The following is a 24,976-nucleotide window of genomic DNA, read 5'->3' as shown; positions in this document are numbered from 1 at the left end:
CTCGTGGTGACGCTAGTGATCGCGGCCGTCGCCGCGCTCTACGTCTTCAGCTACAGCACCGCTCGGCGACCCGCAGCCGCGGCACGTGCGGATCGGGGTCGTCGGCTGGTCCCCCGCGACCGCCGAGCGCGCCTTCGGCTCGGCCGACCGGCGCACGATCGACGCGACCGCGCTCCCCTCCCGCGCCGCGGCGGTGACCGAGCTGGGGCAGCAGCGGATCTACGCCGCGCTCGTGCGGGCGGACGACGGCCGGGCCGAGCTGCTGCTCTCCTCCGCCTCCGGCCCCTCCGTCGCCCGGGTGCTGCAGGCCGACACGACCGCGGTCGCTCGGGCGCTCGGCACCGCCCTCACCGTGCGCGACCTGCACCCCGTCGACCCGCGCGACCCCTCCGGCACCGTGCTCTTCTACGTCGCGCTGGCGTCGGTGATCATGGGCTTCATCGGCGCGATCCAGACGCGGGCGAACGCGAACGGGCTGACCCTGGCGGGCGAGCTGCGGTGGGACGCGATCCGGTCGGTGCTCGTCGCGCTGGCCGTGACCTCGATGGTCGGGCCGATCGCGCACCTGGAGGAGGTGCCGTTCCTGCCGACCTGGGGCGTGCTCGCGCTCACCTCCTGGACGGCCGGCACGACCTACCTGTGCTGGCGCCTGCTCATCGGGGCGAAGTGGGCGCTGCTGCCGACCTGGCTGCTGTTCATCCTGGTCTCGAGCCCGGCATCGGGCGGCGCGGTCGCGCAGCCGCTGCTGCCGCCGTTCTTCGCCGCCGTCGGCCGGGGCATGCCGGCGGGCGCGACCGTCGAGGCGCTGCGCGACCTCACCTACTTCCGCGACCACCTGCACGGCACGCCGTACCTCGTGCTCGCGGTGTGGGCCGTGCTCACCACCGCGGTGTTCGTCGTGCTGCGGCGGCGGAAGATCGGCGCGGGCGCGCCGCCCGCCGCCTGATCAGGCGGAGGCGGCGACCAGCACCTGGTCGATGGCGCCGGTGAACGCGTCGAGGTCGTCGGGGTCGCGGGAGGTGATCAGCGCGAAGCCGCGGGTGTCGTCGACCACGACCGCCTCGTCGGCCCAGTCGCCGCCCGCGTTGCGCAGGTCCGTCTGCAGGGAGGCGTACGAGGTGAGCCGCTTGCCCTCGACCGCGCCGGCCTCGATCAGCGTCCAGGGCGCGTGGCAGATCGCGGCGATCGGCTTGCCCGCATTGGCGAACGCCTTCGTGATCGCGACGGCCTTCCCGTCGAGCCGCAGGGTGTCGGCGTTGATGGAGCCGCCGGGCAGCAGCAGCAGGTCGTAGCCGGAGGCGTCGACGGCGTCGATCGTCGTGGACGGGGTCACCTTCTGGCCCGGGTCCTTGTCGCCGACCAGGGTGACGACGTCGTCGCGCTGCTGCGCGGCGATCTCCACCGTCGCGCCGCGGTCGCGCAGGTGCTGCACGGGGACGACGAGCTCGTCCTGCTCCACGCCGTAGTTGGTCACGAGTGCGAGCACGGTGCGCCCGCTGAGGTCCGCGTCGGAGATGTCGGTCATGACCTCGACGCTAGGCGCCCGGGATCGGCGCTGCATGGGCGCCGCCCGAGCGTCGGCCGATCGCGAGCAGGGCGATCGCGGGGAACCGCAGCACGCCGTCGACCGCGAGCCGGGCGGTCTCGGCTCGGTACGCGTCGTGCATCGCGGCGCGGACCCGCGGCGCCTGCTGCCGCCACGTCGTGCCGATCACGCCGATGCCCGCCTCGACCGACCGCCAGAGCGGATCCGGTGCGACGGTGCAGTCGAACCGCGCGGTCGCGGCGACGACCTCGCCGAGCCCCGCCTCCCGCAGCAGCGCGGCCAGCCCCGCCTCCGTCCGGTCGAAGTCGAGCGCGGGGTCGAGCCGGAGGCCGCCGGGCTGGACCGCGCCGCTCGCGGCGACGACGTGCTCCCACAGCGGCGTCAGCGCGTTCGGCCCGCCCGGCCAGATCGACACCGCGACCGCGCCGCCCGGCCGCACGACGCGGGCGAGCCCGCGCACACCGGCGCGCGGATCCGGGAGGTGGTTCACCACGAAGCCCGCGGCGGCGACGTCCACCGCGGCGTCCGCCAGCGGCAGGTCCGGCAGCGCGCCCGCCCGCACCCTCCGGCCGAGCCGCTGCTCGGCGAGCCGCCGCATCGCCGGCTCCGGCTCGATCGCCTCGACCGACCAGCCGCGCGCCTCGGCCGCCGCGGCGAGCGTCCCCGGCCCGGTGCCGACGTCCGCGAGCACGCCTCCGCGCGGACCGCTCCGCTCGACCAGGTCGAGCAGGGGCGCGACGGCTCCCCCGCAGAGCCGGGCGTACGAGGCGGCGTACGCCTCCGCTCCCGACCAGTCCACCACGCACCGACGGTAGCCCGGGCCGTGGCAGGCTGGTCCGCCCATGTGGATCGGCTGGCTCGAGCTCGACGTCCTCCTCGGCGACGTGCACTCCCTCAAGGAGAAGCGGAGCCTCGTCCGCCCCCTGGTCGCCGCGCTGTGGAAGGGCTTCCCCGTCGCGGTCGCGGAGGTCGCCGACCAGGACCTGCACCGCCGCACCCGCATCGGCGTCACGACCGTGTCCGGCGACGCGGCGCACGTCGCGGCGGTGCTCGACGACGTGGAGCGCTTCGTCGCCGAGCGGCCCGAGGTGCAGCTGCTCAGCGCGCACCGCGGCCTGACCTCCTCGGACGACGACTGAGCGCCGCCGGGAACAGCGCGACCCCCTCGGACGCTGCAGCAGGCGTGGATCCCCTCGTGCTGACGCTCTACAGCTCGAGCTTCTGCGGTGCCTGCGCCCGCACCCGTTCGGTGCTCGAGGACGTGACCGCGCTGGTGCCGGGCCGCGCGGTGCTGCGCGAGGTGAACGTGGCGGCGGCGCCCGACGAGAGCGAGCGGCAGGAGATCACGGCCACGCCCACGACGGTGCTGACCCGTGCGGACGGCACCGAGCTGGCGCGCGCGGCGGGCGTGCCCTCCGCGCCGCAGGTGCTCACGCTGCTCGCGCGGCACATCCCCGCCGTCTGAGCCGCTGGCGCCCGCGCGGGGTCAGCGGGCGGTGAGCCGGGACAGGAAGGCGCGGGTGTCGGCGTGCTGCGGATCGCGCAGCACCTGCGCGGGCGGGCCCTGCTCGGCGATGCGGCCCCCGCTCAGGAACACGACCCGGTCCGCCGCGTGCTCGGCGAACCGCATCTCGTGGGTCGTCATGAGGATCGTGGAGCCCTGCTCCTTGAGCTCCGCGACGAGGTCGAGCACCTCCCCGACGAGCTGCGGATCGAGGGCGCTCGTGATCTCGTCGAGCAGCAGCAGCTCCGGGTTCGTCGCGATGGCGCGCACGATCGCGACGCGCTGCTGCTGACCGCCCGACAGGCGGTCGGGGTGCGCCTTCGCGAAGTCGGCGAGCCCGACGCGCTCGAGCAGCCGGCGGCCCGTCGCCTCCGCCTCCGCCTTCGGGGTGCGGTGCACCCGCCGGGCGCCGATCGTCACGTTGTCGAGCACCGAGAGGTGCGGGAACAGGTTGAACTGCTGGAACACGACGCCGATGCGGGCCCGGACGCGGTCCGCGTCCACGCGGGGGTCGCTGATGTCCTCCCCGCCGAGCAGGATCTGGCCGTCGTCGATCGGCTCGAGCAGGTTGATCGTGCGCAGCAGGGTCGACTTGCCCGAGCCGGAGGCGCCGATCAGCACGACGACCTCGTGCCGGTCCACCGACAGGTCGAGGCGGTCGAGGACCACCCGGTCGCCGAAGGCCTTGACGAGCCCCTCGGTCTCGAGCACCGTCGCCGCGCTCACACGAGGCTCCCCTGCTGCTGGCGGGCGCGCGCCCGGGCCTCGAGGTGGTTCGTCAGACGGATGAAGGGCAGGCTCAGCAGGATGAAGAGCAGGCCCGCGATCACGAACGCCGTGTAGTCGTAGGAGACCGCCTTCGCGATGTTCGCGGCGCTGATCGCGTCCACCACCCCGAGGATCGAGATCAGGCCGACGTCCTTCTGCATGGACACGAAGTCGTTGACGAGCGCCGGACGACGCTGCGGACGCCCTGCGGCAGCACGACGAGCCGCAGCGTCTGCCCGTACGTGAGCCCGAGCGATCGGGCCGCCAGCCGCTGGGAGGGGTGCACCGACTCGATGCCGGCGCGCAGCACCTCCGCGACGTACGCCGAGTAGCCGAGCACGAGCGCGACCCCGCCGAGGATCCGGGGGTCGACGAGCGGCAGCACCCCGAGGGCCGGCACGCCGAAGCCGACGAGGTAGATCAGCACGATCATCGGCACCCCGCGGAACAGGTCCGTGTAGGCCGCGGCGAGGAACCGGAGGGGTGCGAAGACCGGGCCGCGCAGGGTGCGGACGACCGCGAGCAGGGTGGCGAGCACCGCGACGCCGATCGCGGCGAAGACGAGGACGTACACGTTGACCCACAGGCCGGCCAGCACCGCAGGGAACGTGCGCGCCGCCTCCGCCGGGTCGAAGAACGTGCGCTGCGCGACCGCCCAGCCCTTCGTGTTCACGACGAGCAGCCACACCGCCGCCGCGACCACGAGCGAGGAGAGGACCGCGACCACGACCGACCGGGTCGAGCGGCGGCGCCGGTACGCGCGCCGCTCGACCTCGACGGCGGAGGGGGTGCGGAGCTGCGTCACTTGAGGACGGGCACGTCCACCTCGGACGACAGCCACTTGTCCGTGAGCCGCTCGAGCTCGCCGGACTTCGTGATCGCGTCGACCGCGGCGGAGACCGGCGACGTCAGCGCGGACCCCTTCGGCAGCACGAAGGCGAACCGGTCGCCGCCGGCGGTGGAGGCGAACTGGCCGGTGACGACGCCGTCGTCGAGCTGGGCGCCCGCGATGTAGAAGGCGCCGGGCAGGTCGGTCACGACCGCGTCGACCTGCTTGGTCTTGAGCGCCTGCACGGCGTCGTCGACCGAGGTGAACACCCGCGGCTGCCCCACCTCCGTGTTCACGACGGTGTAGCTCGTGGTGCCGGTCGCGACGCCGATGCGCAGGCCCTTGAGCCCGGCGATCGTGGAGACGCCCTCCGCCTTCGAGCCCTTCGTCGTCACGACGGCCTGGGTCGTCGTGTAGTACGGCGAGGAGAAGTCGACCGCCTTCCTGCGGTCCGCCGTGATGGAGAACTGCTGGATGTTCAGGTCCCACGGCTTCGCGCCGGGCGTGACCGCGGAGTCGAAGCTCGAGCGCGCCCAGACGACGTCGCCCTTCGCGTAGCCGAGCTGCTTCGCGACCGCGTAGGTGACGGCCGACTCGAAGCCCTTGCCCGACTCCGGCTCGTCGTCCTCCACCCACGGGGAGTACGCGGGCTGCCCGGTCGCGACCGTGAGCTTGCCCGCGGTGACGGTCTTCAGCGCAGCCGGTCCGCTCGCGCCGGCGGCGCTCGACGAGGCGGGGGCGGCTGCGGTGCCGCTGCAGGCGCTGAGCGCGAGCAGCGCGGCGGCGCCGAGCACGGCGACGGCGGAGCGGCGGGCCAGGGGGCGGCGCAGGGGCATGGCGATCCTTCGCGGGGGGCGGGTCCCGGCAGCGGGTGCGCGCGACCGGGAGGCGCGCAGCGGCGCGCGGACGCGTTCGATCGTACGGGCAGGTCGACGTCGACCCGGCGGCCCCCGCGTCTCGCGGCGTCACGATCCGTGCACGACCCGCGGGCGACGGTGCGCATCGCGACCCGGTCCAGGCGTTGCGCGGCTGCTCTCCAGCGCTCGTCGAGACGCCGCCGGAGAGGGTCGGAGCATGACGATGCAGCACGACGAGGCGCCCGCGGCCGGCGCCAGGCGCGAGTTCCCGGGCGCGAGCGCCGCCGACGACGCGCTGCTGCGGCACATCATGACCACCGGCGGGCTGTGGTCCGCCGCCGCGGCGATCAGCGCGACCATCGGGTTGACCGGCCTGCTGGTGTCGGGGTGGCGGCCGCATCAGCTCGAAGGGGTCGCGGACCCGGCGTGGTGGGCCGGCGCGGTGCTCGCGGTCGTCGGCGCGCTCGCCCTCGCGTGGGCGGGCGGCCCGGTCGTCACGGACGACCCGGCGGCGGCGGCGCGGCGCAAGTCGGTCAGCGTCCGCGCCGGCCTGGTGGTGTTCGTCGCCGGGATGGCGGTCGCGGCGCTGGCGGTGCTGCTCGGCTGAGCTCAGCGGGCGGTGATCGCCACCATCGGGCGGTGCGCCGACACCGCGAGCTTCAACGAGCCGCGCCGGGCGAGCAGGACGGAGAGCACGACGCCCGCGACCGCGGGCACGCCGCCCGCGATCAGCATGCCGCCGCGGGCGCCGACGGCGTCGACGATGCCGCCCATGATCGGGCCGCCGATCCCCTGGCCGCCGAGCACCACGAGCACCCAGACGGACATGACCCGGCCCCGGACCTCCGGCGTCGCCGTCAGCTGCACCAGCGGGTTGCCGGACTGGAAGAAGAACTGGCTGCCGACGCCGGTGGCGACCAGCACCGCGCCGAAGGTCTGCACCGAGGGCATCACCGCGGCGAGCGCGAGCACCGCGGCCCACGCGGTGCCCCACAGCACGACGGTGCGCAGCCGCAGGTGCACCATGCGGGTGGAGGCGAGCGCCCCGAAGACCGCGCCGATCGCGACCAGCGAGTTGAAGAGGCCGTAGCCCGAGGCGCCGAGGTGGAACACCTGCGTCGCGAACGCCGCCAGCAGCACGGGCATCGTGAGCGTGAACACGCTGAGCACCGCGAGCATGACGATCGAGTAGCGGATCGCCGGGGTGCGCAGCACGAAGGCGAGCCCTTCGCGCAGCGCGTGCGGCCGCCGCTGCGGCGCGGGTGCCGGCACGAGCTGCTCGGCGTCGAGCCGGCTGAGCATGAACACGGTGACGCAGCAGGCGGCGGCGTTGATGAGGAACGCCCACCCGCCGCCGACCGCGCCGATCAGCCCGCCGGCGACGGCCGGGCCGATGAAGGCCCCGAGCTGGAAGATGGCGGCGTTCAGGTTGAGCGCGTTCTTCAGGTGGTCGCGGCCGACGAGCTCGTTGACGAAGACCTGCCGGCTCGGGTTGTCCACGACCGTGACGCAGCCGATCGCGAAGGCGGCCGCCCACACCAGCCACACGGTCGCGGTGCCGGTCAGGGCGACGACCGCGAGCAGCAGGCTGAAGAGCCCGACCAGCGACTGCGTGACCATCAGGACCCGGCGCCGGCGGAACCGGTCGACCAGGACGCCGCCGTGCAGCCCGAACAGGATGGACGGGACGAACTGCATCGCCGTCGTCACGCCCACCGCGGCGACGCTGTGCGTCAGCTGCAGCACGAGCCAGTCCTGCGCGATGCGCTGCATCCAGGTGGCGCTCATCGCGAGCACGTTCGAGCCCGCGAAGCGGCGGTAGTTGGGCACGGTGAGCGGCGCGAAGCCGCTCAGGGCCGGGAATCGGGTGGACAGGGGAAGTGCGTGCGACATGAGCCCGATCTACGGTAGTTCGGCCCACCCATTGCTCCGGGTGATGTGCTTTGATGTCGTCCATTGGATCTGTGCATGCCTCGGGTCCGGGAGGAGCGCCGTGTACGACCCCGTCCTCCTGCGCACCTTCCTCGCCGTCGCAGGCGGCCACAGCTTCACCGTCGCGGCGCAGCAGCTCGGGATCAGCCAGCCGACCGTGAGCCAGCAGATGCGCCGCCTCGAGGACGAGATCGGGCGGCCGCTGTTCATCCGCGAGACGCGCGGGGTGCGGCCGACGGAGGCGGGCGAGGCGCTCGCGTCCTTCGCGCACCGCATCCTGGGCGCGCACGCCGATGCGGAGTCCTACTTCCGCTCCTCCCCCAGCCGCGGCCGGCTGCGGTTCGGCACCGCCGACGACCTGGCCATCACGCAGCTGCCGCGGATCCTGCGGCAGTTCCGGCGGCTGAACCCCCAGGTGGACCTGGAGCTGACGGTCGAGCAGAGCTCGGTGCTGACCCGGCGGCTCGCCGCGGGCCACCTGGACCTCGTGTTCGTGAAGCAGCCGGCGGTCGAGCTCGGCGAGGGCACGCTCGTGCTGCACGACCAGTTCGTGTGGGCGGCGGAGGACGCGGAGCCGTTCCTGAAGCAGGAGCAGGTGCCCCTGATCGTGCACCGCGCGCCGAGCTTCACCCGGCAGATGGCGATCGACGCGCTCGAGGCCGCGGGGCGCCGGTGGCGGATCGCGTGCACCGTGCGCGACATCAACGCGATGCTCGCGGCGACCCGCGCCGGGCTCGGCATCGCGGTGCTCGCGCACTCGCTGATCCCCTCCGACCTGCAGAAGGTGGAGGTGCGGCTCGGCCTGCCGACCCTCGGGCCGGTCGACTTCCGCCTGCTGTCGAACCCCGCCGCCCCGAAGCAGGCGGTCGAGTCGCTCACGACCGCGATCCGCAGCGCCACGCTGTCGGCGCAGGCGCCGCTGGGCAACCCCTCGCGCTGACGCGGCCTACGCGCCCGCCCCGATCCGGCGGAGCAGGCCGAGCAGCTGCGCGCGCGCCTCGTCGTCGAGCGCCGCGAACGAGGTCGCCAGCACCTCGGCCGCGAACCCGTGGCCCTGCTCGAGGACGCGCGCGCCCGCCTCGGTGATCCGGTGCTCGAGCCGGCGCCCCTTCCCCGCGCGACGCTCGACGAGGCCCTTCGCCTCCATGCCCCGCATCATCACGCCGAGGGACTGGTCGCTCTGGAACGTCGCCTGCGCGAGGTCGTGCGCGGAGGCGTCGGGCTGCGTCTCGAGCGCGCGCAGCACGTCCCACTGCACGATCGTCGAGCCGATGGCCCGCATCCGCGCGTCCAGCGTCCGGTGGTGGCGCCACTGCACCTGCTTGATCGCGCGACCGAGCACCTCGTCGTCGCTGCGCGTCCCGACCTCCACGAGGGCAGCCTACCGCTGCTGAGTAAATGTGTTTACATAGCGGGATGACCTCCTCCCTCACCACCGCCCGCGCCGGTGACACCGGCTCCACCGCCCTCGTGCTGCACGGCGGCGGCGGCCCCGGCACCGTCGCCCCGCTCGTCGCCCGCCTCGCCGAGCGGCACCGCGTGATCGCACCGACGATCCCGGGCTGGGACGGCACCCCGCGCGACCCGCGCATCGCGACGATCGACGACGTCGCGGCCGCGTTCCTCGGGCTGCTGCGGGAGGAGGACCTCACGGCCGTCGCGGTCGTCGGGTCCTCGATCGGCGGCTGGGTCGCGAGCGCGATGGCCGTGCTCGACGCGGACGAGGGACGCCTCGACCGGGTCGTCCTGATCGACGCCGTCGGCGCCCTCGTGCCGGACGAGCCGATCCGCGAGGTCGCCGGCCTCGACCCGGCGGCCCTCGCCGCGTTCTCCTGGCACGACCCGCAGCGCTTCCTCGCGACGCTCGCGGCCCTGCCCGCCGAGGCGCGCGCGGGCGCGCAGCGGAACCAGGCGGCGCTGCAGGCGCTCGCCGGCGACCCGTACATGCACGACCCGGCGCTGCTCGACCGCGTCGGCGCGGTGCGCGTGCCGGTGCTGGGCGTCTGGGGCGCGAGCGACCGCGTCGTCACGCCCGCCTACGGCCGGGCGATGCTCGCCGCGTTCCCCGACTCCCGCTTCGAGGTCGTGCCGGAGGCGGGGCACCTGCCGCACCTCGAGCAGCCCGAGCGCACCGCCGCCGTGCTCGACCCCTTCCTGGACCGGCGTCCCGGCGCCACCGGGCGCGTCCTCCAGGCGGGCTGACGATCGTGCTCCGGATCCCCGCCGCTCCGCCCCGGTCAGCGCGGCAGGAGTCCGGAGCAGCCCGCGGGAGGGGGTGGGTCAGTCCGACTCGAGGGCGAAGTCGGCGAAGTCGAAGCCCGGGGAGACGACGCAGCTGACGAGCGCCTCGCCGGTCGAGGGCAGCGTGCGCTGCCAGGCGCCGGCGGGCACGAGGCCCTGCGCGGTCTCGGGGCCGAGCTCGATGCGCTGCGCCGGCTCGGGCCGCTCGCCGGTGCCGCCGAGCTCCAGCACCACCGGGTCGGGGCCGTGCCACAGCCAGATCTCGTCCGACGTGACCGTGTGCCACGCGGACGCCTCGCCGGGCGGCAGCAGGAACAGGATCATCGTCGCCGCGGGCCGTGCGCCGGCGGGCGTCGTCACCGAGGCGGGCGAGGCCCAGGTGCGCCGGTACCAGCCGCCCTCCGGGTGCGGCTCGAGCCGCAGCGCCGCAGCGCGGGGCGGCACGTCGAGCTCCTCGAGCACCGTGCCGTCGACGGCGCGGCGCACCGCGCGAGCGCTCCCGCTCATCCGACCTCCTCCAGCGTCCCCGAGCGGACCTCGCCGCTCACCACGGCCACCCGCTGCTCGGGCGCGGACTCCACGAGGTCGGCGAGCGCGTCGGCGACCGGGCCGACGGGCATCGGGAACCCGGTGAGGTCCGCGATCGCGCCGACGGCGAGGTGCCCGAGCCGGTCGGGCCCGATGTCGATGCCCATGGCCCGCGCCCCGCCGAACGTCGCCGCGGACAGCAGCCGCTCGTGCAGGTCGCGGCCCGCGTAGCCCTGCTCGCGCGCGATGCGGGCCAGCGCCGCGACGTCGGCCATCGGGTCGAGCGACGGGCTGGAGGAGAGGGAGTCGGTGCCGACCGCGATCGGGCTGCCCTCCGTCAGGTACGCGGCGACCGGCGGCGCCTCGAGGCCGATCACCTCGTTCGAGCGCGGGCAGAGCGCGACGGAGGTGCCCCGGGCCCGCAGCAGCGCGCGGTCCTCCGCGGTCATGTAGACGCCGTGCGCGACGTGGCAGTCCGGGCCGAGCACGCCCAGCCGGTCCACGAACTCCGTCGCGGAGGCGCCGTAGCCGCTCTCGCGCAGCGCCCGGAAGCTCTCGACCCCCGCGAAGTGCCAATCGGGCGCGTGCCGATCCGTGGCACCGGCGCGGGCGCCCTCGAAGTGCGACTCCCCCAGGTGGATGTGGAGGCGGCCGCCGTGCGCCCGCACGATGTCGGGGATGTCGAGCAGCGGCTCCGCGTCGAGCGAGTACGGGGCGTGCGGCGAGAGCCCGGAGCCCGGCGTCGTCGGCACCCGCTCGAGCTCGGCGATCACCCGGTCGCGGCCGCCGCGCCGCCAGGCGGCGTTCGACCAGTTCATGACCTCCCAGTAGGCGATGCCGTGCAGACCGGCGTCGGCGAGCGCGGACACCGCCGCCTCGTCGGTGACGATGTCGGCGGCGACCGTGACCCCCGCCGCGAGCAGCGCCCGCGCCCCCTCCGCCGCGGCACCGCCCCAGTCGAGCCCGCCGCGGTCGTACACCGCGGAGAAGGCGGTCGCCCAGTCGTCGAACCCGGCGTACCGGCCCGCGCCGACCGCCGCCATCGACGTGTACTGCAGGTGGGTGTGGGCGTTCACGAGCCCCGGGGTGAGCACGCCGTCGAGGTGCCGCTCGGCGGCGTCGGCCCGCTCCTCCCGCAGCAGGTCGAGCACCCACGCGCGCGTGCCGACGTGCACGATGCGGCCGCCGCGCACGGCGACGGCGCCGTCCGCGATCGGCGGCGCGGTCATCGGCACGACGAGGTCCGCGGAGTAGACGACCGTCGGGTGGGCGGTCGGCTCGGGCACGCGTCGAGCCTAGAGAACCCCGGACGCCGGGCTCAGGAGGGGCGGACGGCCCTCAGAGGTCGAAGCGGGTCCGCGACCAGTCCACCGGCGGGGCGGAGGGCCCGGTCCCGGCCTCGCGCCCGAGCGCGAGCGCCGCGGCGCCGCGGTCTGCGGCCTCCGGCAGCGCGTGCACGCCGGGGCCCAGGGCGCCCCGCTGCGTCACGAGGTGCCGGATCGCCGCGACCTGCACCGCGAACGACAGGTCCATCACGTCGATCGGGTTGCCCTCGCCGGCCACGATGTTGACGCAGTCGCCGCCGGCGAGCAGCCGCACCGAGCCCCCGGCGGGCAGGTGGAGGCGCTCGACGTGCGGCGCGACCGGCTCCCGGCGGGTGGCGGTGGACGGCAGCACCTCCTCCGGCGCCCCGCCCGCCACCGCGACCACCGCGTCCTCGCGGCAGGCGGCGAGGACCGCCGGATCGATCGTCCGCGCGACGCCCGTCGCCGACACGACGAGGTCGGCGTCCGTCACCGCCTCGAGCACCGGCGTCGTCCGGAAGCCGGCGAACCGCGCCGCGAGCTCGCGCCGCGGGTCGAGGTCGACGACGGTCACGGCCGCGCCGAGCACCCGCAGGCGCGCCGCGACCCCCTCCCCCACCGGACCGAAGCCGACCACGACGGCGCGGGAGGCGGACAGGTCGTCGTCGAGGGCGCGGACGATCGCGAGCACGCAGGTCTCCCCCGTGCCGTGCCGGTTGTCGAACCAGGTCTTCGTGACCGCGTCGTTCGCCGCGACCACGGGCACGGCGAGCGCGCCGTCCGCGGCCATCGCGCGCAGGGGCCGCACGCCGCTGGTCGTCTCCTCCGCGGCGCCGATCAGCCCGGCGACCACGTCCGGCCGCTGCGCGTGCGCGAGGCGGATCACGTGGGCGCCGTCGTCGAGCAGCAGCTGCGGGCGGCGGTCGAGCAGGGCGAGCGCGTGCCGCCGCTCCTCCTCCGGCGCCGCGGACGCCGAGGCGTGCACGGCGACGCCGCGATCCGCGAGCGCAGCGGCTACCGCGTCGTCCGTCTCCGCGGCGAAGGCGAACACGGCGACCTCGGCCCCCGCCTCCGCGAGCAGCAGCGCGAGCACCGCCGTCTTCGGCTCGAGCACCATCGAGATCCCGATCCGCAGCCCGTCGACCAGGTCGCCGAGCGCCCCGGCCGCCGCCGCGGTGGCGGTCATGCCGCCGCGGGCGCGGGCGATGCGCGCCCCTGCGGACGCGTCCACGTCGACCCGCCCGCCGAGCAGGACCGCGTCGGCGTCGTCGACCTCGCGACCGCCGAAGCCGGCGAGCAGCGCGCGCACGGCGTCCGGGTCGCGGAGGCCGGGATCGAGGCGGAAGACGCGGCCCGCGATCCCGAGGTTCGTGGCGGCGGAGAAGGCCGCGAGCGGTGCGACCGGGGACCCCTCGACGCGTCGCCCCGGCACGTCCGCAGCCTAGTTCCGCGCCCGGCCGTTGCTCCCGCCGCCCGAGGTGAGGAGGCTGGAGGCATGAGGGTCCAGACGGTCAGCGTGTTCGTCGACGACCAGCAGCGCGCGCTCGAGTTCTACACGGGCGTCCTCGGCTTCACGGTCGCCGCCGACGTGTCCCTAGGCGAGTTCCGCTGGCTCACGGTGGTGTCGCCGGAGGCGCCGGACGGCGTGCAGCTGCTGCTCGAGCCGAAGGCGCACCCCGCCGTGCGGCCCTTCACGAGCGCGCTCGCCGCGGACGGCATCCCCTTCCTGCAGCTCGGCGTCGACGACGTGCGGGCCGAGCACGAGCGGCTGATCGCCGCCGGAGTCGTGTTCACGCAGCCGCCGACGCCGATGGGGCCGGTGATCACCGCCGTCCTCGACGACACGTGCGGCAACCTGCTCCAGCTCGTGCAGACCGTCGGCTGACTCCGGCCCGTCCCGCGGCGTCATCCGGGATCGGGCGCCTGACCGGCCGGGCAGGATTGAGGGCATGGCCGACTCCGCCCGCCCGCTGCACTTCACCACCCGCGCCGTGACGTCCGGCCGCCCGCCGGCGGTACCGGACGCCCCGCTGAACACCCCGCTGGTGCTCACCTCCACCTACGGGTCCTTCGGCGAGCTGGAGTACGGCCGCTACGGCAACCCGACGTGGACCGCGTTCGAGGACGCGCTCGGCGACCTCGAGGGCGGCACCTGCGTGTCGTTCGGCTCCGGCATGGCGGCGATCGGCGCGGTGCTCGACCTCGTGCCGACCGGCGGCGTGGTCGTCGCGCCGCGGCACTCCTACACCGGCACCGTCGGGCGGCTGAAGGACCTGGAGGCCCGGGGCGCGGTCGTGCCGGTGTGGGTCGACATCACGGACACCGACGAGGTCGTGGCCGCCGCGGCGGGCGCCGCGCTCGTCTGGCTCGAGTCGCCCACGAACCCCGCGCTCGAGCTCGCGGACATCCCCGCGATCGTCCGCGGCGCCCACGCGGCCGGCGCCCTCGTGGTCGTCGACAACACGTTCGCGACCCCGCTGCTGCAGCGCCCGCTCGAGCACGGCGCCGACCTCGTCGTGCACGCCGTGACGAAGTACCTCGCGGGTCACAGCGATCTGCTGATGGGCGCGGTCGTCACCGGCGACCCGGCGCTCGCGGCGAAGGTCACGGGCTCCCGCACGCTCGGCGGCGCGATCCCCTCCGCCTTCGAGGCCTTCCTCGCCCTGCGCGGGCTGCGCACCCTGGCGGTGCGGCTCGAGCGCGCGCAGGCCACCGCGCAGCGGCTCGTCCAGCGGCTCGAGGGGTACCCGGGAGTGCTCGAGACCCGCTACCCCGGCTTCGGCGCGATCATCTCGATCGTAGTCGCCGACGCGGAGGCGGCCGACGCGCTCGTGCGCGCGACGCGGCTGTGGCGCGCCGCGACGAGCCTCGGCGGCGTCGAGTCGACGCTCGAGCGCCGCCGGCGCTGGGCGGCCGAGGCGCCGACGATCCCCGAGGGGCTCGTGCGCCTATCGGTCGGCCTCGAGGACGCGGACGACCTGTGGGACGACCTCGCGCAGGCGATCGCCTGACGCGAGGCCGTCCTGCTGCGGCTACGCGATCCGTCGGCGCAGCAGCGCGGTCGCCGCGCCCCAGGCGACCATGAGGATCCCGACGCACCAGGCGAGCGCGACCCACAACTCCGCGCCGACGGGCTGCTCGGCCAGCAGGCGGCGGATCGCGTCCACGATCGACGTGACCGGCTGGTGCTCGGCGAACGCGCGCACGGGCCTCGGCATGGATCCGGTGGGCACGAAGGCGGAGCTGACGAACGGCAGCAGGATCAGCGGGTAGGAGAAGGCGCTGGCGCCGTCGACGCTCCGCGCCGTGAGCCCCGGGATCACCGCGAGCCAGGTGAGCGCGAGCGTGAACAGCAGCAGGACGCCCGCGACCGCCAGCCAGGCGAGCGGGCCGGCGCTCGAGCGGAACCCGACGAGCAGCGCGACGAGCACGACGACGACGAGCGAGGTCGCGTTCGCCACGAGCGACGTGAGCACGTGCGCCCAGAGCACGGCCGAGCGCGCGATCGGCATCGAGCGGAACCGCTCGAAGATCCCGCTCCGCACGTCGAGGAACAGCCGGTACGCCGTGTAGGAGATCCCGCTCGCGACCGTGATGAGCAGGATGCCCGGCAGCAGGTAGTCGACGTACGAGTCGGAGCCGGTGCGGATCGCACCGCCGAGCACGAAGACGAACAGCAGCAGGAACGCGATCGGCATCACCGCGGTGGTGATGATCGTGTCCGGGCTGCGGAGCACGTGCCGCAGCGAGCGGCCGGTGAGCGCGGCGGTGTCGCCGAGGAGGTGCGCGGTCATCGGCCCTGCTCCTCGGTGTCGGCCGGCGTCGCGCCGATCACGGCGAGGAACACGTCCTCGAGCGTCGGCTGCTGCTCGACGTACTCGACCCGCGCGGGCGGCAGCAGCGCCTTCAGCTCGGCGAGGGTGCCGTCGGCGATGATCCGGCCCCCGTGGAGGATCGCGATCCGGTCCGCGAGGTGCTCGGCCTCGTCCAGGTACTGGGTGCTGAGCAGGACGGTGGTGCCCTGCTGGGCGAGGCGCCGGATCGCGTCCCACACCTCGAGGCGCGCCTCCGGGTCGAGGCCGGTGGTGGGCTCGTCGAGCAGCACGACCCGCGGGCCGCCGATCAGGCTCATCGCGATGTCGAGCCGGCGCCGCATGCCGCCGGACCACGTGGCGACCCTCCGGCCGCCCGCCTCCGCGAGCGAGAAGCGCTCCAGGAGCGCGTCGGCGACGGCGCCGGGATCCGGCTGGTGCCGCAGCCGGGCGACGAGCACGAGGTTCTCGCGGCCGGTGAGGACCTCGTCGACCGCGGCGGACTGCCCCGTGAGGGAGATCGTCTCGCGCACCCGCGCTCCCTGCGTCGTCACGTCCAGCCCTTCGACGGAGGCGGTGCCCGCGTCGGGGGCGAGCAGGGTCGTGAGGATCCGGATCAGCGTCGTCTTGCCCGCGCCGTTCGAGCCGAGCAGCGCGACGACGCTGCCCCGCTCGACGTCGAGGTCGACGCCCCGCAGCACGTGCAGGGCCCTGAAGGACTTCTCGAGGCCGCGCAGCGCGATCGCCGGCGCCGCCGCCGTGACGGCACTCATGCGAACGCCGCCGCTCGGCGCACCACGACGTCCGCCCAGGCGCTGGTGAGGTGCAGCTCGACCGTCCGCTCCGTCTCCTCGGCGGCGGGGCCCGCGGCGAGCTCGTTGCGCACGGCGCCGTGCTCCGCGACCGCCTCGACCCAGGCCGCGGTCCCGGCGGGGACCCCGACCTCGACGGCCGCGTAGCCGTTCGCCAGCCGCACGACGCCGGCGGTCGCGGCGCCGATCCGCAGCACGCCGTGCGCGCTCTGCGCGGACACGTCGCCGAGCGCGGTCTCGATCGTCAGCGCGCCCGAGAGGCGGGCCTCGACCGAGCCGTGCGTGACGCCGAGGTCGACGGACCCGTGCGCGGCGCGGATCCTGGCGTCGCCTCCGACCCTGCCGATGCGGGTCCGGCTGTGGCCGGCCTCCAGCTCGAGGCGGCCGCCCACCTCCTGCACGTCGACCTCGCCGTAAGGGGCGGCGAGCACGAGGTCGCCGGTGCGGTCGATGCCGACCGTGCCGTACTTCGCCTCGACGCGGGTGCGGCCGAGCACGCCGCGGAGGCGGACGGCACCGTAGGCGCTGCGGACCTCCGCGTCGGAGCCGGCCGGCACCGCGATGCGCACGTCGACGGAGTCGTTGCGGCCGATCAGGCTGCGGCGTCGCGGTGACACCACGACCCGCAGGCGGTGACCGTCGAAGGCGACGGACGCGCCCTCGGCGAGCGCGCGGTCCCCCGCGCGATCGGGGTGGGTGGGGACGACCTCGGCGAGGACGTCCTGACGGTCCTCACCGACGACGTCGACGTGACCGACGGCGAGGTCGACGTGGAGCGCGACGGGCTCCGACGTCTCGTAGACGGGCATGGGGATCTCCTTCTCGTGGGGCGCGCAGGCGCGACGGACCGGTCCCGCCGGCGGCGGGACTCGTACGGGGAACGGTGGAGGGCCGGAGTCAGCGCACCCAGCCGGTGAAGCGGCTGCCGCTCTGCGGCGGCGTCCGCGGGCGATCGGTCTCGAGCGCGGCCGCGACGGCGCGGACGAGCCAGGTGTTGACGGACACGCCCTCGGCGGCGGCCGTCTGCTCGACGCGCGCCTTCAGGCGCTCCGGCAGGCGGAGCGTGGTGCGGAAGGACGCCGGTTCGTCGTCGACCGCGGCCTGAGCGGCCGCGGCGGCCGCAGGTGCAGCCGGTGCGGGGTCGGTCGGCCGCGACACCACGAGCTCGGGGTCCTGGCCGCGGAGGCGCACGTCGACGCCGCCCGGGGCGAGCTCGCGGCTGATCTCGCCCGCGGCCTCGGACAGCAGCTCGAGCAGGGCCAGCCGGATCGCGGGCTCCAGGGCGACGCTCATCCGCTCGGCGAGCGCGCGGGTCTCCTCGGACCCGGCCTCCGCCACCGCGGCGAGCTGCGAGCGGAGGCGTTCGGCGTAGCGGTCCAGCTCCATGACACCATGGTGACACCACGTGGTGTCACCCGTCAAGCAGCGATGCAGCCGATGCAGTCGAGGCGCAGAGGCGCCCGGCGTAAAGGATGCGTAGGGCTTCGGGGCGGCGGCGTGTGGAACGCGTAAAGGCCACGTCCCGCTCGCGGCCGCGGCGGTTGCATCGCTCTGCCCGCCGAGCGGCGGGCCGGTCCGCGGTGCGGCCGCTGATCCCCTTGGAGCCCTCCTCGTGCTCGACGTCCTGTACCTCGCCGGCGTGCTCGTGCTCGCCGGCCTCACCGCGCTGACCGCGAGAGCCGCGGCGAAGCGGTGATCGTCTTCGACCTCGTCGCCGCCGCCCTCGCGGTGGCCGCGATCGCCTACCTGGTGGTCGCGCTGGTGAAGCCGGAGCGGTTCTGACCATGGACGCGCTCCGCTTCGCCCTCACCGTGCTCACGCTCGTCGTCCTGCTCGTCGGCCTCGGCCTGCCGCTGTCCTCCTGGATGGCGCGCACCTACACGACGACCGCCGACTGGCGCGTCGAGCGCGGCGTCTACCGCCTGCTCGGCATCGACGCGCGCTCCGACCAGCGCTGGCCGAACTACTTCCGCGGCATCCTTGCGATCTCGGTCCTCGGCGTCCTGTTCCTCTACGCCCTGCAGCGCCTCCAGGCCGTGCTGCCGTACTCGCTCGGCCTGCCTCCGGTGCCCGAGGGGCTCGCCTTCAACACCGCGATCTCCTTCGTGACGAACACGAACTGGCAGTCGTACTCGCCCGAGCTCACGATGGGCTACACCGTGCAGCTCGCCGGGCTCGCGGTGCAGAACTTCCTCTCCGCGGCCATCGGCATCGTCGTGGCGATCGCGCTCGTGCGCGGCATCGCCGCCCGCACCGGGGCCGGCGTGCTCGGCAACGTCTGGGTGGACCTCGTCCGCACGCTGACGCGCATCCTGCTGCCGCTCGCCCTCGTGGCCGCGGTCGTGCTGCTCGCGACCGGGGTGATCCAGGACTTCGCCGGCTTCCGCACCGTGCACACGCTGACGGGCGGCACCGCGACCGTCCCCGGCGGCCCGGTCGCCTCGCAGGAGGCGATCAAGATGCTCGGCACGAACGGCGGCGGGTTCTTCAACGCGAACTCCGCGCACCCGTTCGAGAACCCGACCGGCTTCTCGAACCTGGTCGAGATCGTGCTGATGCTGCTCATCCCGTTCGCGCTGACGCGCACCTACGGGATCCTCGTCGGCGACCGCCGCCAGGGCCGCGCGGTGCTCGCCGCGATGGTCGTGCTCTACGTGCTCTGCACGAGCGCGCTCGTCGCCGCCGAGCTCGGCGGCGCGGGATCTGCGACGAGGGCCGCGGGCGCCGCCATGGAGGGCAAGGAGCAGCGCTTCGGCGTGCTCTGGTCCGCCCTGTTCGGCTCCACGAGCACGCTGACCTCGACCGGCGCGGTGAACTCCATGCACGACTCGTTCACGCCGCTCGGCGGCATGGTCACGATGCTGGACATGATGCTGGGCGAGATCGCGCCCGGCGGCGTCGGCACCGGGCTGTACGGCTTCCTGATCATCGCGATCCTCGCGGTGTTCCTCGCCGGGCTGATGATCGGGCGCACGCCGTCCTACCTCGGCAAGCAGATCGGCGGCCGCGAGATCACGTTCGCGAGCCTGTACCTGCTGACGACGCCGACCCTCATCCTGGCCGGCGTCGGCCTGACCTTCGCGATCCCCGCGGTCGCCGCCGACGTCGCGAAGACGTCGATCTGGAACCCGGGCCCGCACGGCTTCAGCGAGGTGCTCTACGCGTTCACCTCGGCGGCGAACAACAACGGCTCCGCCTTCGCCGGCCTGACCGCGAACACCCCGTGGCTGAACGCCGCGCTCGGCGCCGCGATGTGGCTCGGCCGGTACCTGCCCATCGTGTTCGTGCTCGCCCTCGCCGGCTCGTTCGCGAGCCAGGAGTCGCGCGGCACGGCTGACGCCGGCACCGCTTCCGCGAGCGGTCTCGTGACGCACCGCCCCCAGTTCGTGCTCCTGACGGTGGGCACCGTGCTCGTCGTCACCGCGCTCACCTATCTCCCGGTCCTGGCTCTCGGACCGCTGGCCGAAGGACTCTGACCGAACATGTCCACCCCCACCACCACCAGGGCGCCCGAGGCGGCGGACCGCGCCGACCAGCGGGACGTGCGGCCGCCCTCCGGAGCGTTCCGCCCGGCGCAGCTCGTCAAGAACCTGCCGGACGCGATCCGCAAGCTGGACCCGCGCGAGCTCTGGCACAACCCCGTCATGCTCATCGTCGAGGTCGGCGCCGCGCTCACCACGGTGCTCGCGATCGCGCTGTCCGTCGGCGGCGGCAGCGGCGTCGCCTTCACCTGGGCCATCACGGTCTGGCTGTGGCTGACCGTGCTGTTCGCCACCCTCGCGGAGGCGGTCGCCGAGGGCCGCGGGCGGGCGCAGGCCGCGTCGCTCCGCGCGACCCGGACCACCACCTCCGCCTCCCGCGTGCAGCGCTACGACGCGGTCGCGGACCCCGGTGCCCAGCAGGCCGAGATCGAGACGGTCGCGTCCGCCGACCTGCAGCAGCACGACGTCGTGGTCGTCGTGGCCGGCGAGGTGATCCCCGGCGACGGCGACATCGTCTCCGGCATCGCATCGGTCGACGAGTCCGCCATCACGGGCGAGTCGGCGCCGGTCGTCCGGGAGTCGGGCGGCGACCGCAGCGCGGTCACCGGCGGCACCAGGGTGCTGTCCGACCGCATCGTGGTCGAGATCACCAGCCGGCCCGGCGAGACGTTCGTCGACCGGATGATCGCGCTCGTGGAGGGGGCGGTGCGGCAGAAGACGCCGAACGAGCTCGCCCTGTCCGTGCTGCTGTCGACGCTGACGATCATCTTCGTCGTCGTCGTGCTCGCCCTCGGGCCGATCGCCGGCTTCCAGGACGCGGCGCCGGGCGTCGCGGTGCTCGTCGCGCTGCTCGTCTGCCTGATCCCCACCACGATCGGCGCGCTGCTGTCTGCGATCGGCATCGCCGGCATGGACCGGCTCGTGCAGCGCAACGTGCTCGCGACCTCCGGCCGCGCGGTGGAGGCGGCGGGCGACGTGTCGACGCTGCTGCTCGACAAGACCGGCACGATCACCTACGGCAACCGCCGCGCGGTCGCCTTCCTGCCGCTGCCCGGCGTCGCCGAGCGCCGGCTCACCGAGGCCGCCGCGCTGTCCTCGATCGCCGACCCGACGCCCGAGGGCGCGAGCGTCGTCGAGCTGGCCGGCGAGCGCGGCTTCGTCCCGACCGACGCGACGGGCCGCACGGTCGTGCCGTTCACCGCCCAGACCCGCATGAGCGGCATCGACGAGCCCGACGGCAGCGCCCTGCGCAAGGGCGCCTCCGCGAGCGTGCTGGCGTGGGTGCAGGAGCACGGGCCCGTCGCGCCGGCCGTCGCCGCGGCGCTCGACGAGCGGGTGCGCGACATCTCCGGGCAGGGCGGCACCCCGCTCGCCGTCGCGGAGCTCGACGCGGACGGCACCGCCCGCCTGCTCGGCGTGATCCACCTGAAGGACGTCGTGAAGACCGGGCTCGCCGAGCGGTTCGCCGCGCTGCGCGCGATGGGCATCCGGACCGTCATGGTGACGGGCGACAACCCGATCACCGCGAAGGCCATCGCGGCGGAGGCGGGCGTGGACGACGTGCTCGCCGAGGCGACGCCGGAGGACAAGCTCGCGCTGATCCGCCGCGAGCAGGAGGGCGGGCACCTCGTCGCGATGACCGGCGACGGCACCAACGACGCGCCCGCGCTCGCGCAGGCGGACGTCGGCGTCGCCATGAACACCGGCACGTCGGCCGCGAAGGAGGCCGGCAACATGGTCGACCTCGACAGCGACCCGACGAAGCTGATCGACGTCGTGACGATCGGCAAGCAGCTGCTCATCACGCGCGGCGCGCTCACCACGTTCTCGATCGCCAACGACGTCGCGAAGTACTTCGCGATCATCCCGGCGATGTTCGTCGGGGTGTTCCCGGGCCTGCAGGCGCTGAACGTGATGCGCCTCCACTCGCCCGACTCGGCGATCCTGTCCGCGGTCGTCTTCAACGCGCTCGTCATCGTCGCGCTGATCCCGCTCGCCCTCCGGGGCGTGCGCTACCGCCCCTCCTCCGCCTCCGCGCTGCTCAGCAGGAACCTGCTGGTGTACGGCGTCGGCGGCGTCATCGCCCCCTTCATCGGGATCAAGGTCATCGACCTGATCGTCAGCCTGATCCCCGGATTCTGAGGACCGCCACCACCATGTCCACGCTGCTCACCCGCGGGCCCGCCCGCACCTGGACCGTCGCGCTCGGTCTGCTCGTCCTGTCCGTCGCGGCGACGATCGTCTACACGCTCGTCGTCACCCTGATCGGGCAGGTCGTGCTGCCCGGGCAGGCGAACGGCTCGCTCGTCGCCTCCGGCGGCCGCACGGTCGGCTCCGCGCTGATCGGCCAGTCCTTCACCGACGCGAAGGGGGACGCCCTGCCGCAGTGGTTCCAGTCCCGGCCGTCCGCGGCCGGCGACGGGTACGACGGTGGCGCCTCCAGCGGCAGCAACCTGGGGCCGAACAGCCCCGACCTGCTGAAGGCGGTCCGCGAGCGCCGGGCCGCGGTCCTGCAGGAGGACGGCCCGGGCGCCGTCCCGGCGGACGCGGTCACCGCCTCCGGATCCGGTCTCGACCCGCACGTCTCGCCCGAGTACGCGCTGCGGCAGGTCGATCGCGTCGCTGCAGCGCGCGGGCTGTCCGCCTCGACCGTGCGCGCGCTGGTGCAGCGTTCGGTGCAGGCGCCGGACCTCGGCTACCTCGGGGAGCCGACGGTGAACGTGCTGCAGCTGAACCTGGCGCTGGCCCGCCTGCGCTAGCCCGACCGCGCTGGCCCGCCTCATCGTCACGGAGTCCTGGTCGCCGGCACGGAACCAGAACTCCGTCAAGATGAAGCCCGAACAGGGAGGACGTCATGGCGAGAGGTCGCCTGCTGGTGTTCCTCGGCGCCGCGCCCGGCGTCGGGAAGACCTACGCCATGCTCGAGGAGGCCCACCGCCTGCTCGGCCAGGGTCGCGACGTCGTGTCCGCGGTCGTGCTCGACCACGGCCGCACCGCCACCGCCGCGCTGACGCAGGGCATCGAGACCGTGCCGCCCCGCGTCGTGCAGCACGGCGGCATCCGGCTCGAGGAGATGGACCTCGCCGCGGTGCTCGCGCGCCGCCCGCAGGTCGCGCTGGTGGACGAGCTCGCCCACACGAACGCCCCCGGCAGCGAGCACGCGAAGCGCTGGGAGGACATCGACGCCCTGATCGACGCCGGCGTCGACGTGCTGTCGACCGTCAACATCCAGCACATCGCGTCGCTGAACGACGTGGTCGAGCGCATCACCGGCATCCCGCAGCGGGAGACGATCCCCGACCAGGTGCTGCGGCACGCGGACCGGATCGAGCTCGTCGACCTCGCCCCGCAGGCGCTGCGCGACCGGCTGACCGCCGGGCAGGTCTACCCGACGACCCGCATCGACGCGGCGCTGTCCAACTACTTCCGCCTCGGCAACCTCACCGCGCTGCGCGAGCTCGCCCTGCTGTGGCTCGCGGACGAGGTCGACAGCGCGCTGCAGCGCTACCGGGCCGAGCACGGCATCGCGACGGCCTGGGAGGCGCGCGAGCGCGTGGTGGTCGCGCTGACGGGCGGCCTCGAGGGCGAGACCCTGCTGCGTCGCGGCGCCCGGATCGCGGCGCGCTCCGGCGGGGGCGAGCTGCTCGCCGTGCACGTCACGAGCGAGGACGGCCTCGCCGCGCCGAACCCGGCCGCGCTCGCGGCCCAGCGGGTGCTCGTCGAGCAGCTCGGCGGCACGTACCACCAGATCGTCGGCGAGGACATCCCGACCGCGCTGATCGGGTTCGCGCGCGCGGTGCACGCCTCGCAGCTCGTGATCGGCGTCTCGCGGCGGTCGCGCCTCGCGGCGCTGCTCACCGGCGCCGGCACGTCCTCCCGGGTGATCCGCACCTCCGGCGACATCGACGTGCACATGGTGAACCACGGCGCCGCCGGCAACCGGTCGACGCTGCTGCCGAAGGGCCGCGGCGCGCTGTCCGCCAAGCGCCGGCTGCTCGGGTTCGCGCTCGCGCTGGTCGGCGGCCCGCTGCTGACGCTGGTCCTCTCCAGCACGCGCTCCACCGAGAGCCTCACCGCGGAGGCGCTCGGCTACCAGCTGCTCGTCATCCTCGTCGCGCTGGTCGGCGGCGCGTGGCCGGCCGCGTTCGCCGCGGTGCTCTCGGGGCTCACGCTCGACTTCCTGTTCGCCGAGCCGCTCTTCACCTTCACGATCGCCCGGCCGTCGCACTTCGTCGCGCTGCTGCTCTACCTCGCGAACGCGCTGCTCGTCAGCTTCGTGGTCGACCGGGCCGCCCGGCTGACGCGCGTCGCCCGCCGCTCCGCGAGCGAGTCGGAGGTGCTGACCACCATCGCCGGCGGGGTGATCAGCGGCACCGACGCGGTGCAGTCGCTGCTCGAGCGCGTGCGGGAGGCGTTCAACATGCGCACCGTGCGGCTGATCGTCCGCGGGCAGGTCGTGGAGGAGCACGGCGAGGCGGCGAGCGACGGCCCGGTCATCGACGTCCCCGTCGGCGACGGCACGGCGCTGCAGCTCGTGGGCCGCACGATCGACGCCTCCGACCGGCGCATCCTCGACGTGGTGTCCGCGCAGCTCGCGGTCGCGCTCGAGCAGCGCTCGCTGACCGACACGGCGCGGCGGCTCGAGCCGCTGGAGGAGGTGGACCGCGTGCGGTCCGCGCTGCTCGCCGCGGTCGGCCACGACCTGCGCCGGCCGCTCGCGGTCGCGACCGCCGCGGTCACGAGCCTCCGCTCCTCCGGCACCCGCCTGACCGGCGAGGACCGCGCGCAGCTGCTCGAGAGCGCCGAGCGCAGCCTCGACGTGCTCGCGCACCTGGTCACCGACCTGCTCGACGTCAGCCGCGTGCAGGCCGGGGCGCTCGCCGTGTCGCTCGAGTCCGTCGACGTCGCCGACGTGCTGCCGGCGGCGCTCGAGGACCTCGACGCGGGACCGGAGGAGGTCGAGCTGCACGTGCCGGAGGCGCTGCCGCCCGTGCGCGCCGACCCGGTGCTGCTGCAGCGGGTGCTCGTGAACCTGCTGTCCAACGCGCTGCGCCACTCCCCCGCAGGCGTGCCGCCGGAGCTGACGCTGTCCACCTTCGGCGACCGCCTCCAGGTGCGGGTGATCGACCACGGCCCCGGCATCGACGAGGCGCGGCGGGCGCGCATGTTCGAGCCGTTCCAGCACGACTCCGACACCTCCGACTCCGGCGGCATCGGCCTGGGCCTCGCGCTCTCCCGCGGCTTCGCGGAGGGGATGGGCGCGACCCTCGAGGCGGAGGACACCCCGGGCGGAGGCCTCACCATGGTGATCGTGCTCCCCGTCGACGCCACGGTCCGAGAGCCGGCCGACGCGTGAGACTG

Annotated in this window: 28 protein-coding genes; 13 read left to right on the top strand and 15 right to left on the bottom strand. The window is 74.7% G+C overall.

All coding sequences use genetic code 11. The features are described 5' to 3' along the window. Nucleotides 1–85: 85 nt before the first annotated feature. Nucleotides 86–946 carry a hypothetical protein gene (locus tag ABEA53_RS00250; protein ID WP_345478880.1) on the top strand — a complete coding sequence of 287 codons (861 nt, stop codon included), beginning with the start codon at nt 86–88 and terminating at the stop codon, nt 944–946. Here the strand turns inward: ABEA53_RS00250 and ABEA53_RS00245 are convergent, their stop codons facing one another. Both ABEA53_RS00245 and ABEA53_RS00240 read right to left on the bottom strand, forming a co-directional pair. Further along, the gene (locus ABEA53_RS00245) at nt 947–1,525 is read right to left on the bottom strand and encodes a type 1 glutamine amidotransferase domain-containing protein (RefSeq protein ID WP_345478879.1); all 579 of its coding nucleotides are present in this window, start codon (nt 1,523–1,525) and stop codon (nt 947–949) included. 10 nt (nt 1,526–1,535) lie between these two features. Continuing rightward, the gene (locus ABEA53_RS00240; protein ID WP_345478877.1) at nt 1,536–2,348 is read right to left on the bottom strand and encodes a class I SAM-dependent methyltransferase; all 813 of its coding nucleotides are present in this window, start codon (nt 2,346–2,348) and stop codon (nt 1,536–1,538) included. Between the two features lie 40 nt (nt 2,349–2,388). Between ABEA53_RS00240 and ABEA53_RS00235 the strand changes: the two genes are divergently transcribed. Together ABEA53_RS00235 and ABEA53_RS00230 are read left to right on the top strand one after the other, a co-directional pair. Further along, nucleotides 2,389–2,685, top strand: a complete 297-nt coding sequence (locus ABEA53_RS00235; RefSeq protein WP_345478876.1) for a DUF503 domain-containing protein — start codon at nt 2,389–2,391, stop codon at nt 2,683–2,685. A 44-nt stretch (nt 2,686–2,729) separates the two neighbouring features. Further along, nucleotides 2,730–3,011, top strand: a complete 282-nt coding sequence (locus ABEA53_RS00230) for a thioredoxin family protein (RefSeq protein WP_345478875.1) — start codon at nt 2,730–2,732, stop codon at nt 3,009–3,011. A gap of 21 nt (nt 3,012–3,032) precedes the next feature. Here ABEA53_RS00230 and ABEA53_RS00225 read toward each other — a convergent pair whose 3' ends face one another. The 4 genes from ABEA53_RS00225 to ABEA53_RS00210 are packed head-to-tail and all read right to left on the bottom strand — an operon-like array spanning nt 3,033 to nt 5,483. Continuing rightward, the gene (locus tag ABEA53_RS00225) at nt 3,033–3,776 is read right to left on the bottom strand and encodes an amino acid ABC transporter ATP-binding protein (RefSeq protein ID WP_345478874.1); all 744 of its coding nucleotides are present in this window, start codon (nt 3,774–3,776) and stop codon (nt 3,033–3,035) included. Further along, nucleotides 3,773–3,979, bottom strand: coding sequence for a hypothetical protein (locus tag ABEA53_RS00220; protein ID WP_345478873.1), 207 nt, complete (start codon nt 3,977–3,979; stop codon nt 3,773–3,775). The genes ABEA53_RS00225 and ABEA53_RS00220 overlap by 4 nt, the downstream gene beginning before the upstream one ends. Next, the gene (locus tag ABEA53_RS00215; protein ID WP_345478872.1) at nt 3,958–4,623 is read right to left on the bottom strand and encodes an amino acid ABC transporter permease; all 666 of its coding nucleotides are present in this window, start codon (nt 4,621–4,623) and stop codon (nt 3,958–3,960) included. The genes ABEA53_RS00220 and ABEA53_RS00215 overlap by 22 nt, the downstream gene beginning before the upstream one ends. Then, the gene (locus tag ABEA53_RS00210) at nt 4,620–5,483 is read right to left on the bottom strand and encodes an ABC transporter substrate-binding protein (RefSeq protein ID WP_345478870.1); all 864 of its coding nucleotides are present in this window, start codon (nt 5,481–5,483) and stop codon (nt 4,620–4,622) included. The genes ABEA53_RS00215 and ABEA53_RS00210 overlap by 4 nt, the downstream gene beginning before the upstream one ends. Nucleotides 5,484–5,721: 238 nt before the next feature. Here ABEA53_RS00210 and ABEA53_RS00205 point away from each other — a divergent pair, with 238 nt between their 5' ends. Further along, nucleotides 5,722–6,111, top strand: coding sequence for a hypothetical protein (locus ABEA53_RS00205; RefSeq protein WP_345478868.1), 390 nt, complete (start codon nt 5,722–5,724; stop codon nt 6,109–6,111). Between the two features lie 2 nt (nt 6,112–6,113). On the opposite strand, the gene ABEA53_RS00200 is transcribed toward ABEA53_RS00205, so the two are convergent. Beyond that, the gene (locus ABEA53_RS00200; protein WP_345478866.1) at nt 6,114–7,397 is read right to left on the bottom strand and encodes an MFS transporter; all 1,284 of its coding nucleotides are present in this window, start codon (nt 7,395–7,397) and stop codon (nt 6,114–6,116) included. A 100-nt stretch (nt 7,398–7,497) separates the two neighbouring features. Between ABEA53_RS00200 and ABEA53_RS00195 the strand changes: the two genes are divergently transcribed. Next, nucleotides 7,498–8,376: a LysR substrate-binding domain-containing protein gene (locus tag ABEA53_RS00195; protein WP_345478865.1), complete on the top strand. Its 879-nt coding sequence runs from the start codon at nt 7,498–7,500 to the stop codon at nt 8,374–8,376. Between the two features lie 6 nt (nt 8,377–8,382). Here ABEA53_RS00195 and ABEA53_RS00190 read toward each other — a convergent pair whose 3' ends face one another. After that, complete coding sequence (locus ABEA53_RS00190) at nt 8,383–8,808, bottom strand: MarR family winged helix-turn-helix transcriptional regulator (protein WP_345478864.1); 426 nt, start codon at nt 8,806–8,808, stop codon at nt 8,383–8,385. Nucleotides 8,809–8,852: 44 nt separating this feature from the next. Between ABEA53_RS00190 and ABEA53_RS00185 the strand changes: the two genes are divergently transcribed. Continuing rightward, entirely contained in the window at nt 8,853–9,638 is a 786-nt protein-coding gene (locus tag ABEA53_RS00185; RefSeq protein WP_345478863.1) for an alpha/beta fold hydrolase, read from the top strand. A 78-nt stretch (nt 9,639–9,716) separates the two neighbouring features. On the opposite strand, the gene ABEA53_RS00180 is transcribed toward ABEA53_RS00185, so the two are convergent. From ABEA53_RS00180 to ABEA53_RS00170, 3 genes are read right to left on the bottom strand one after another with little or no spacing between them, the layout of a single operon-like run. Next, entirely contained in the window at nt 9,717–10,184 is a 468-nt protein-coding gene (locus tag ABEA53_RS00180; protein ID WP_345478862.1) for a cupin domain-containing protein, read from the bottom strand. After that, complete coding sequence (locus tag ABEA53_RS00175) at nt 10,181–11,491, bottom strand: amidohydrolase family protein (RefSeq protein ID WP_345478861.1); 1,311 nt, start codon at nt 11,489–11,491, stop codon at nt 10,181–10,183. Before ABEA53_RS00175 ends, ABEA53_RS00180 begins: the two co-directional genes overlap by 4 nt. 52 nt (nt 11,492–11,543) lie before the next feature. Beyond that, nucleotides 11,544–12,941 carry an adenosylhomocysteinase gene (locus ABEA53_RS00170; protein ID WP_345478860.1) on the bottom strand — a complete coding sequence of 466 codons (1,398 nt, stop codon included), beginning with the start codon at nt 12,939–12,941 and terminating at the stop codon, nt 11,544–11,546. Nucleotides 12,942–13,004: 63 nt separating this feature from the next. Between ABEA53_RS00170 and ABEA53_RS00165 the strand changes: the two genes are divergently transcribed. Together ABEA53_RS00165 and ABEA53_RS00160 are read left to right on the top strand one after the other, a co-directional pair. Then, a complete protein-coding gene (locus ABEA53_RS00165; RefSeq protein ID WP_345478859.1) occupies nt 13,005–13,394 on the top strand; it encodes a VOC family protein in 390 nt (129 codons plus the stop codon). A gap of 64 nt (nt 13,395–13,458) precedes the next feature. Then, nucleotides 13,459–14,520 carry a trans-sulfuration enzyme family protein gene (locus tag ABEA53_RS00160; protein WP_345478858.1) on the top strand — a complete coding sequence of 354 codons (1,062 nt, stop codon included), beginning with the start codon at nt 13,459–13,461 and terminating at the stop codon, nt 14,518–14,520. A gap of 21 nt (nt 14,521–14,541) precedes the next feature. Here ABEA53_RS00160 and ABEA53_RS00155 read toward each other — a convergent pair whose 3' ends face one another. The 4 genes from ABEA53_RS00155 to ABEA53_RS00140 form a co-directional block, all read right to left on the bottom strand. Beyond that, a complete protein-coding gene (locus tag ABEA53_RS00155; RefSeq protein WP_345478857.1) occupies nt 14,542–15,303 on the bottom strand; it encodes an ABC transporter permease in 762 nt (253 codons plus the stop codon). Then, nucleotides 15,300–16,094 carry an ABC transporter ATP-binding protein gene (locus tag ABEA53_RS00150; protein WP_345478856.1) on the bottom strand — a complete coding sequence of 265 codons (795 nt, stop codon included), beginning with the start codon at nt 16,092–16,094 and terminating at the stop codon, nt 15,300–15,302. Before ABEA53_RS00150 ends, ABEA53_RS00155 begins: the two co-directional genes overlap by 4 nt. Next, nucleotides 16,091–16,942 carry a DUF4097 family beta strand repeat-containing protein gene (locus ABEA53_RS00145; protein ID WP_345478855.1) on the bottom strand — a complete coding sequence of 284 codons (852 nt, stop codon included), beginning with the start codon at nt 16,940–16,942 and terminating at the stop codon, nt 16,091–16,093. Before ABEA53_RS00145 ends, ABEA53_RS00150 begins: the two co-directional genes overlap by 4 nt. Nucleotides 16,943–17,030: 88 nt before the next feature. Then, a complete protein-coding gene (locus ABEA53_RS00140; RefSeq protein WP_345478854.1) occupies nt 17,031–17,519 on the bottom strand; it encodes a toxin-antitoxin system HicB family antitoxin in 489 nt (162 codons plus the stop codon). 306 nt (nt 17,520–17,825) lie between these two features. On the opposite strand from ABEA53_RS00140, the gene ABEA53_RS00135 reads away from it, so the two are divergent. The 5 genes from ABEA53_RS00135 (at nt 17,826) to ABEA53_RS00115 (ending at nt 24,971) form a co-directional block, all read left to right on the top strand. Continuing rightward, a complete protein-coding gene (locus tag ABEA53_RS00135; RefSeq protein ID WP_345478853.1) occupies nt 17,826–17,915 on the top strand; it encodes a potassium-transporting ATPase subunit F in 90 nt (29 codons plus the stop codon). A 2-nt stretch (nt 17,916–17,917) separates the two neighbouring features. Beyond that, a complete protein-coding gene (gene kdpA, locus ABEA53_RS00130; protein WP_345478852.1) occupies nt 17,918–19,609 on the top strand; it encodes a potassium-transporting ATPase subunit KdpA in 1,692 nt (563 codons plus the stop codon). Between the two features lie 6 nt (nt 19,610–19,615). Continuing rightward, entirely contained in the window at nt 19,616–21,757 is a 2,142-nt protein-coding gene (gene kdpB, locus ABEA53_RS00125) for a potassium-transporting ATPase subunit KdpB (protein WP_345478851.1), read from the top strand. 14 nt (nt 21,758–21,771) lie between these two features. Beyond that, entirely contained in the window at nt 21,772–22,374 is a 603-nt protein-coding gene (kdpC, locus tag ABEA53_RS00120) for a potassium-transporting ATPase subunit KdpC (RefSeq protein WP_345478850.1), read from the top strand. A gap of 95 nt (nt 22,375–22,469) precedes the next feature. After that, nucleotides 22,470–24,971 (top strand): ATP-binding protein, encoded by a 2,502-nt coding sequence (locus tag ABEA53_RS00115; protein ID WP_345478848.1) that lies wholly within the window; start codon nt 22,470–22,472, stop codon nt 24,969–24,971. Nucleotides 24,972–24,976 lie beyond the last annotated feature (5 nt).

It is taken from the genome of Amnibacterium soli (assembly GCF_039544415.1).
GTDB classification, from domain to species: Bacteria; Actinomycetota; Actinomycetes; order Actinomycetales; family Microbacteriaceae; genus Amnibacterium; species Amnibacterium soli.
Note: the sequence above shows the minus strand (reverse complement) of the source record. Positions and strands in the feature narration are given on the sequence as shown.

What these genes read in the sequence shown, in the direction of transcription:
- ABEA53_RS00245 (WP_345478879.1), bottom strand. Translation starts at nt 1,525, where the DNA reads ATGACCGACATCTCCGACGCGGACCTCAGCGGGCGCACCGTGCTCGCA.
- ABEA53_RS00235 (WP_345478876.1), top strand. Translation starts at nt 2,389, where the DNA reads ATGTGGATCGGCTGGCTCGAGCTCGACGTCCTCCTCGGCGACGTGCAC.
- ABEA53_RS00220 (WP_345478873.1), bottom strand. Translation starts at nt 3,979, where the DNA reads ATGCAGAAGGACGTCGGCCTGATCTCGATCCTCGGGGTGGTGGACGCG.
- ABEA53_RS00210 (WP_345478870.1), bottom strand. Translation starts at nt 5,483, where the DNA reads ATGCCCCTGCGCCGCCCCCTGGCCCGCCGCTCCGCCGTCGCCGTGCTC.
- ABEA53_RS00205 (WP_345478868.1), top strand. Translation starts at nt 5,722, where the DNA reads ATGACGATGCAGCACGACGAGGCGCCCGCGGCCGGCGCCAGGCGCGAG.
- ABEA53_RS00200 (WP_345478866.1), bottom strand. Translation starts at nt 7,397, where the DNA reads ATGTCGCACGCACTTCCCCTGTCCACCCGATTCCCGGCCCTGAGCGGC.
- ABEA53_RS00185 (WP_345478863.1), top strand. Translation starts at nt 8,853, where the DNA reads ATGACCTCCTCCCTCACCACCGCCCGCGCCGGTGACACCGGCTCCACC.
- ABEA53_RS00180 (WP_345478862.1), bottom strand. Translation starts at nt 10,184, where the DNA reads ATGAGCGGGAGCGCTCGCGCGGTGCGCCGCGCCGTCGACGGCACGGTG.
- ABEA53_RS00165 (WP_345478859.1), top strand. Translation starts at nt 13,005, where the DNA reads ATGAGGGTCCAGACGGTCAGCGTGTTCGTCGACGACCAGCAGCGCGCG.
- ABEA53_RS00160 (WP_345478858.1), top strand. Translation starts at nt 13,459, where the DNA reads ATGGCCGACTCCGCCCGCCCGCTGCACTTCACCACCCGCGCCGTGACG.
- ABEA53_RS00155 (WP_345478857.1), bottom strand. Translation starts at nt 15,303, where the DNA reads ATGACCGCGCACCTCCTCGGCGACACCGCCGCGCTCACCGGCCGCTCG.
- ABEA53_RS00150 (WP_345478856.1), bottom strand. Translation starts at nt 16,094, where the DNA reads ATGAGTGCCGTCACGGCGGCGGCGCCGGCGATCGCGCTGCGCGGCCTC.
- ABEA53_RS00145 (WP_345478855.1), bottom strand. Translation starts at nt 16,942, where the DNA reads ATGCCCGTCTACGAGACGTCGGAGCCCGTCGCGCTCCACGTCGACCTC.
- ABEA53_RS00140 (WP_345478854.1), bottom strand. Translation starts at nt 17,519, where the DNA reads ATGGAGCTGGACCGCTACGCCGAACGCCTCCGCTCGCAGCTCGCCGCG.
- kdpA (WP_345478852.1), top strand. Translation starts at nt 17,918, where the DNA reads ATGGACGCGCTCCGCTTCGCCCTCACCGTGCTCACGCTCGTCGTCCTG.
- kdpB (WP_345478851.1), top strand. Translation starts at nt 19,616, where the DNA reads ATGTCCACCCCCACCACCACCAGGGCGCCCGAGGCGGCGGACCGCGCC.
- kdpC (WP_345478850.1), top strand. Translation starts at nt 21,772, where the DNA reads ATGTCCACGCTGCTCACCCGCGGGCCCGCCCGCACCTGGACCGTCGCG.
- ABEA53_RS00115 (WP_345478848.1), top strand. Translation starts at nt 22,470, where the DNA reads ATGGCGAGAGGTCGCCTGCTGGTGTTCCTCGGCGCCGCGCCCGGCGTC.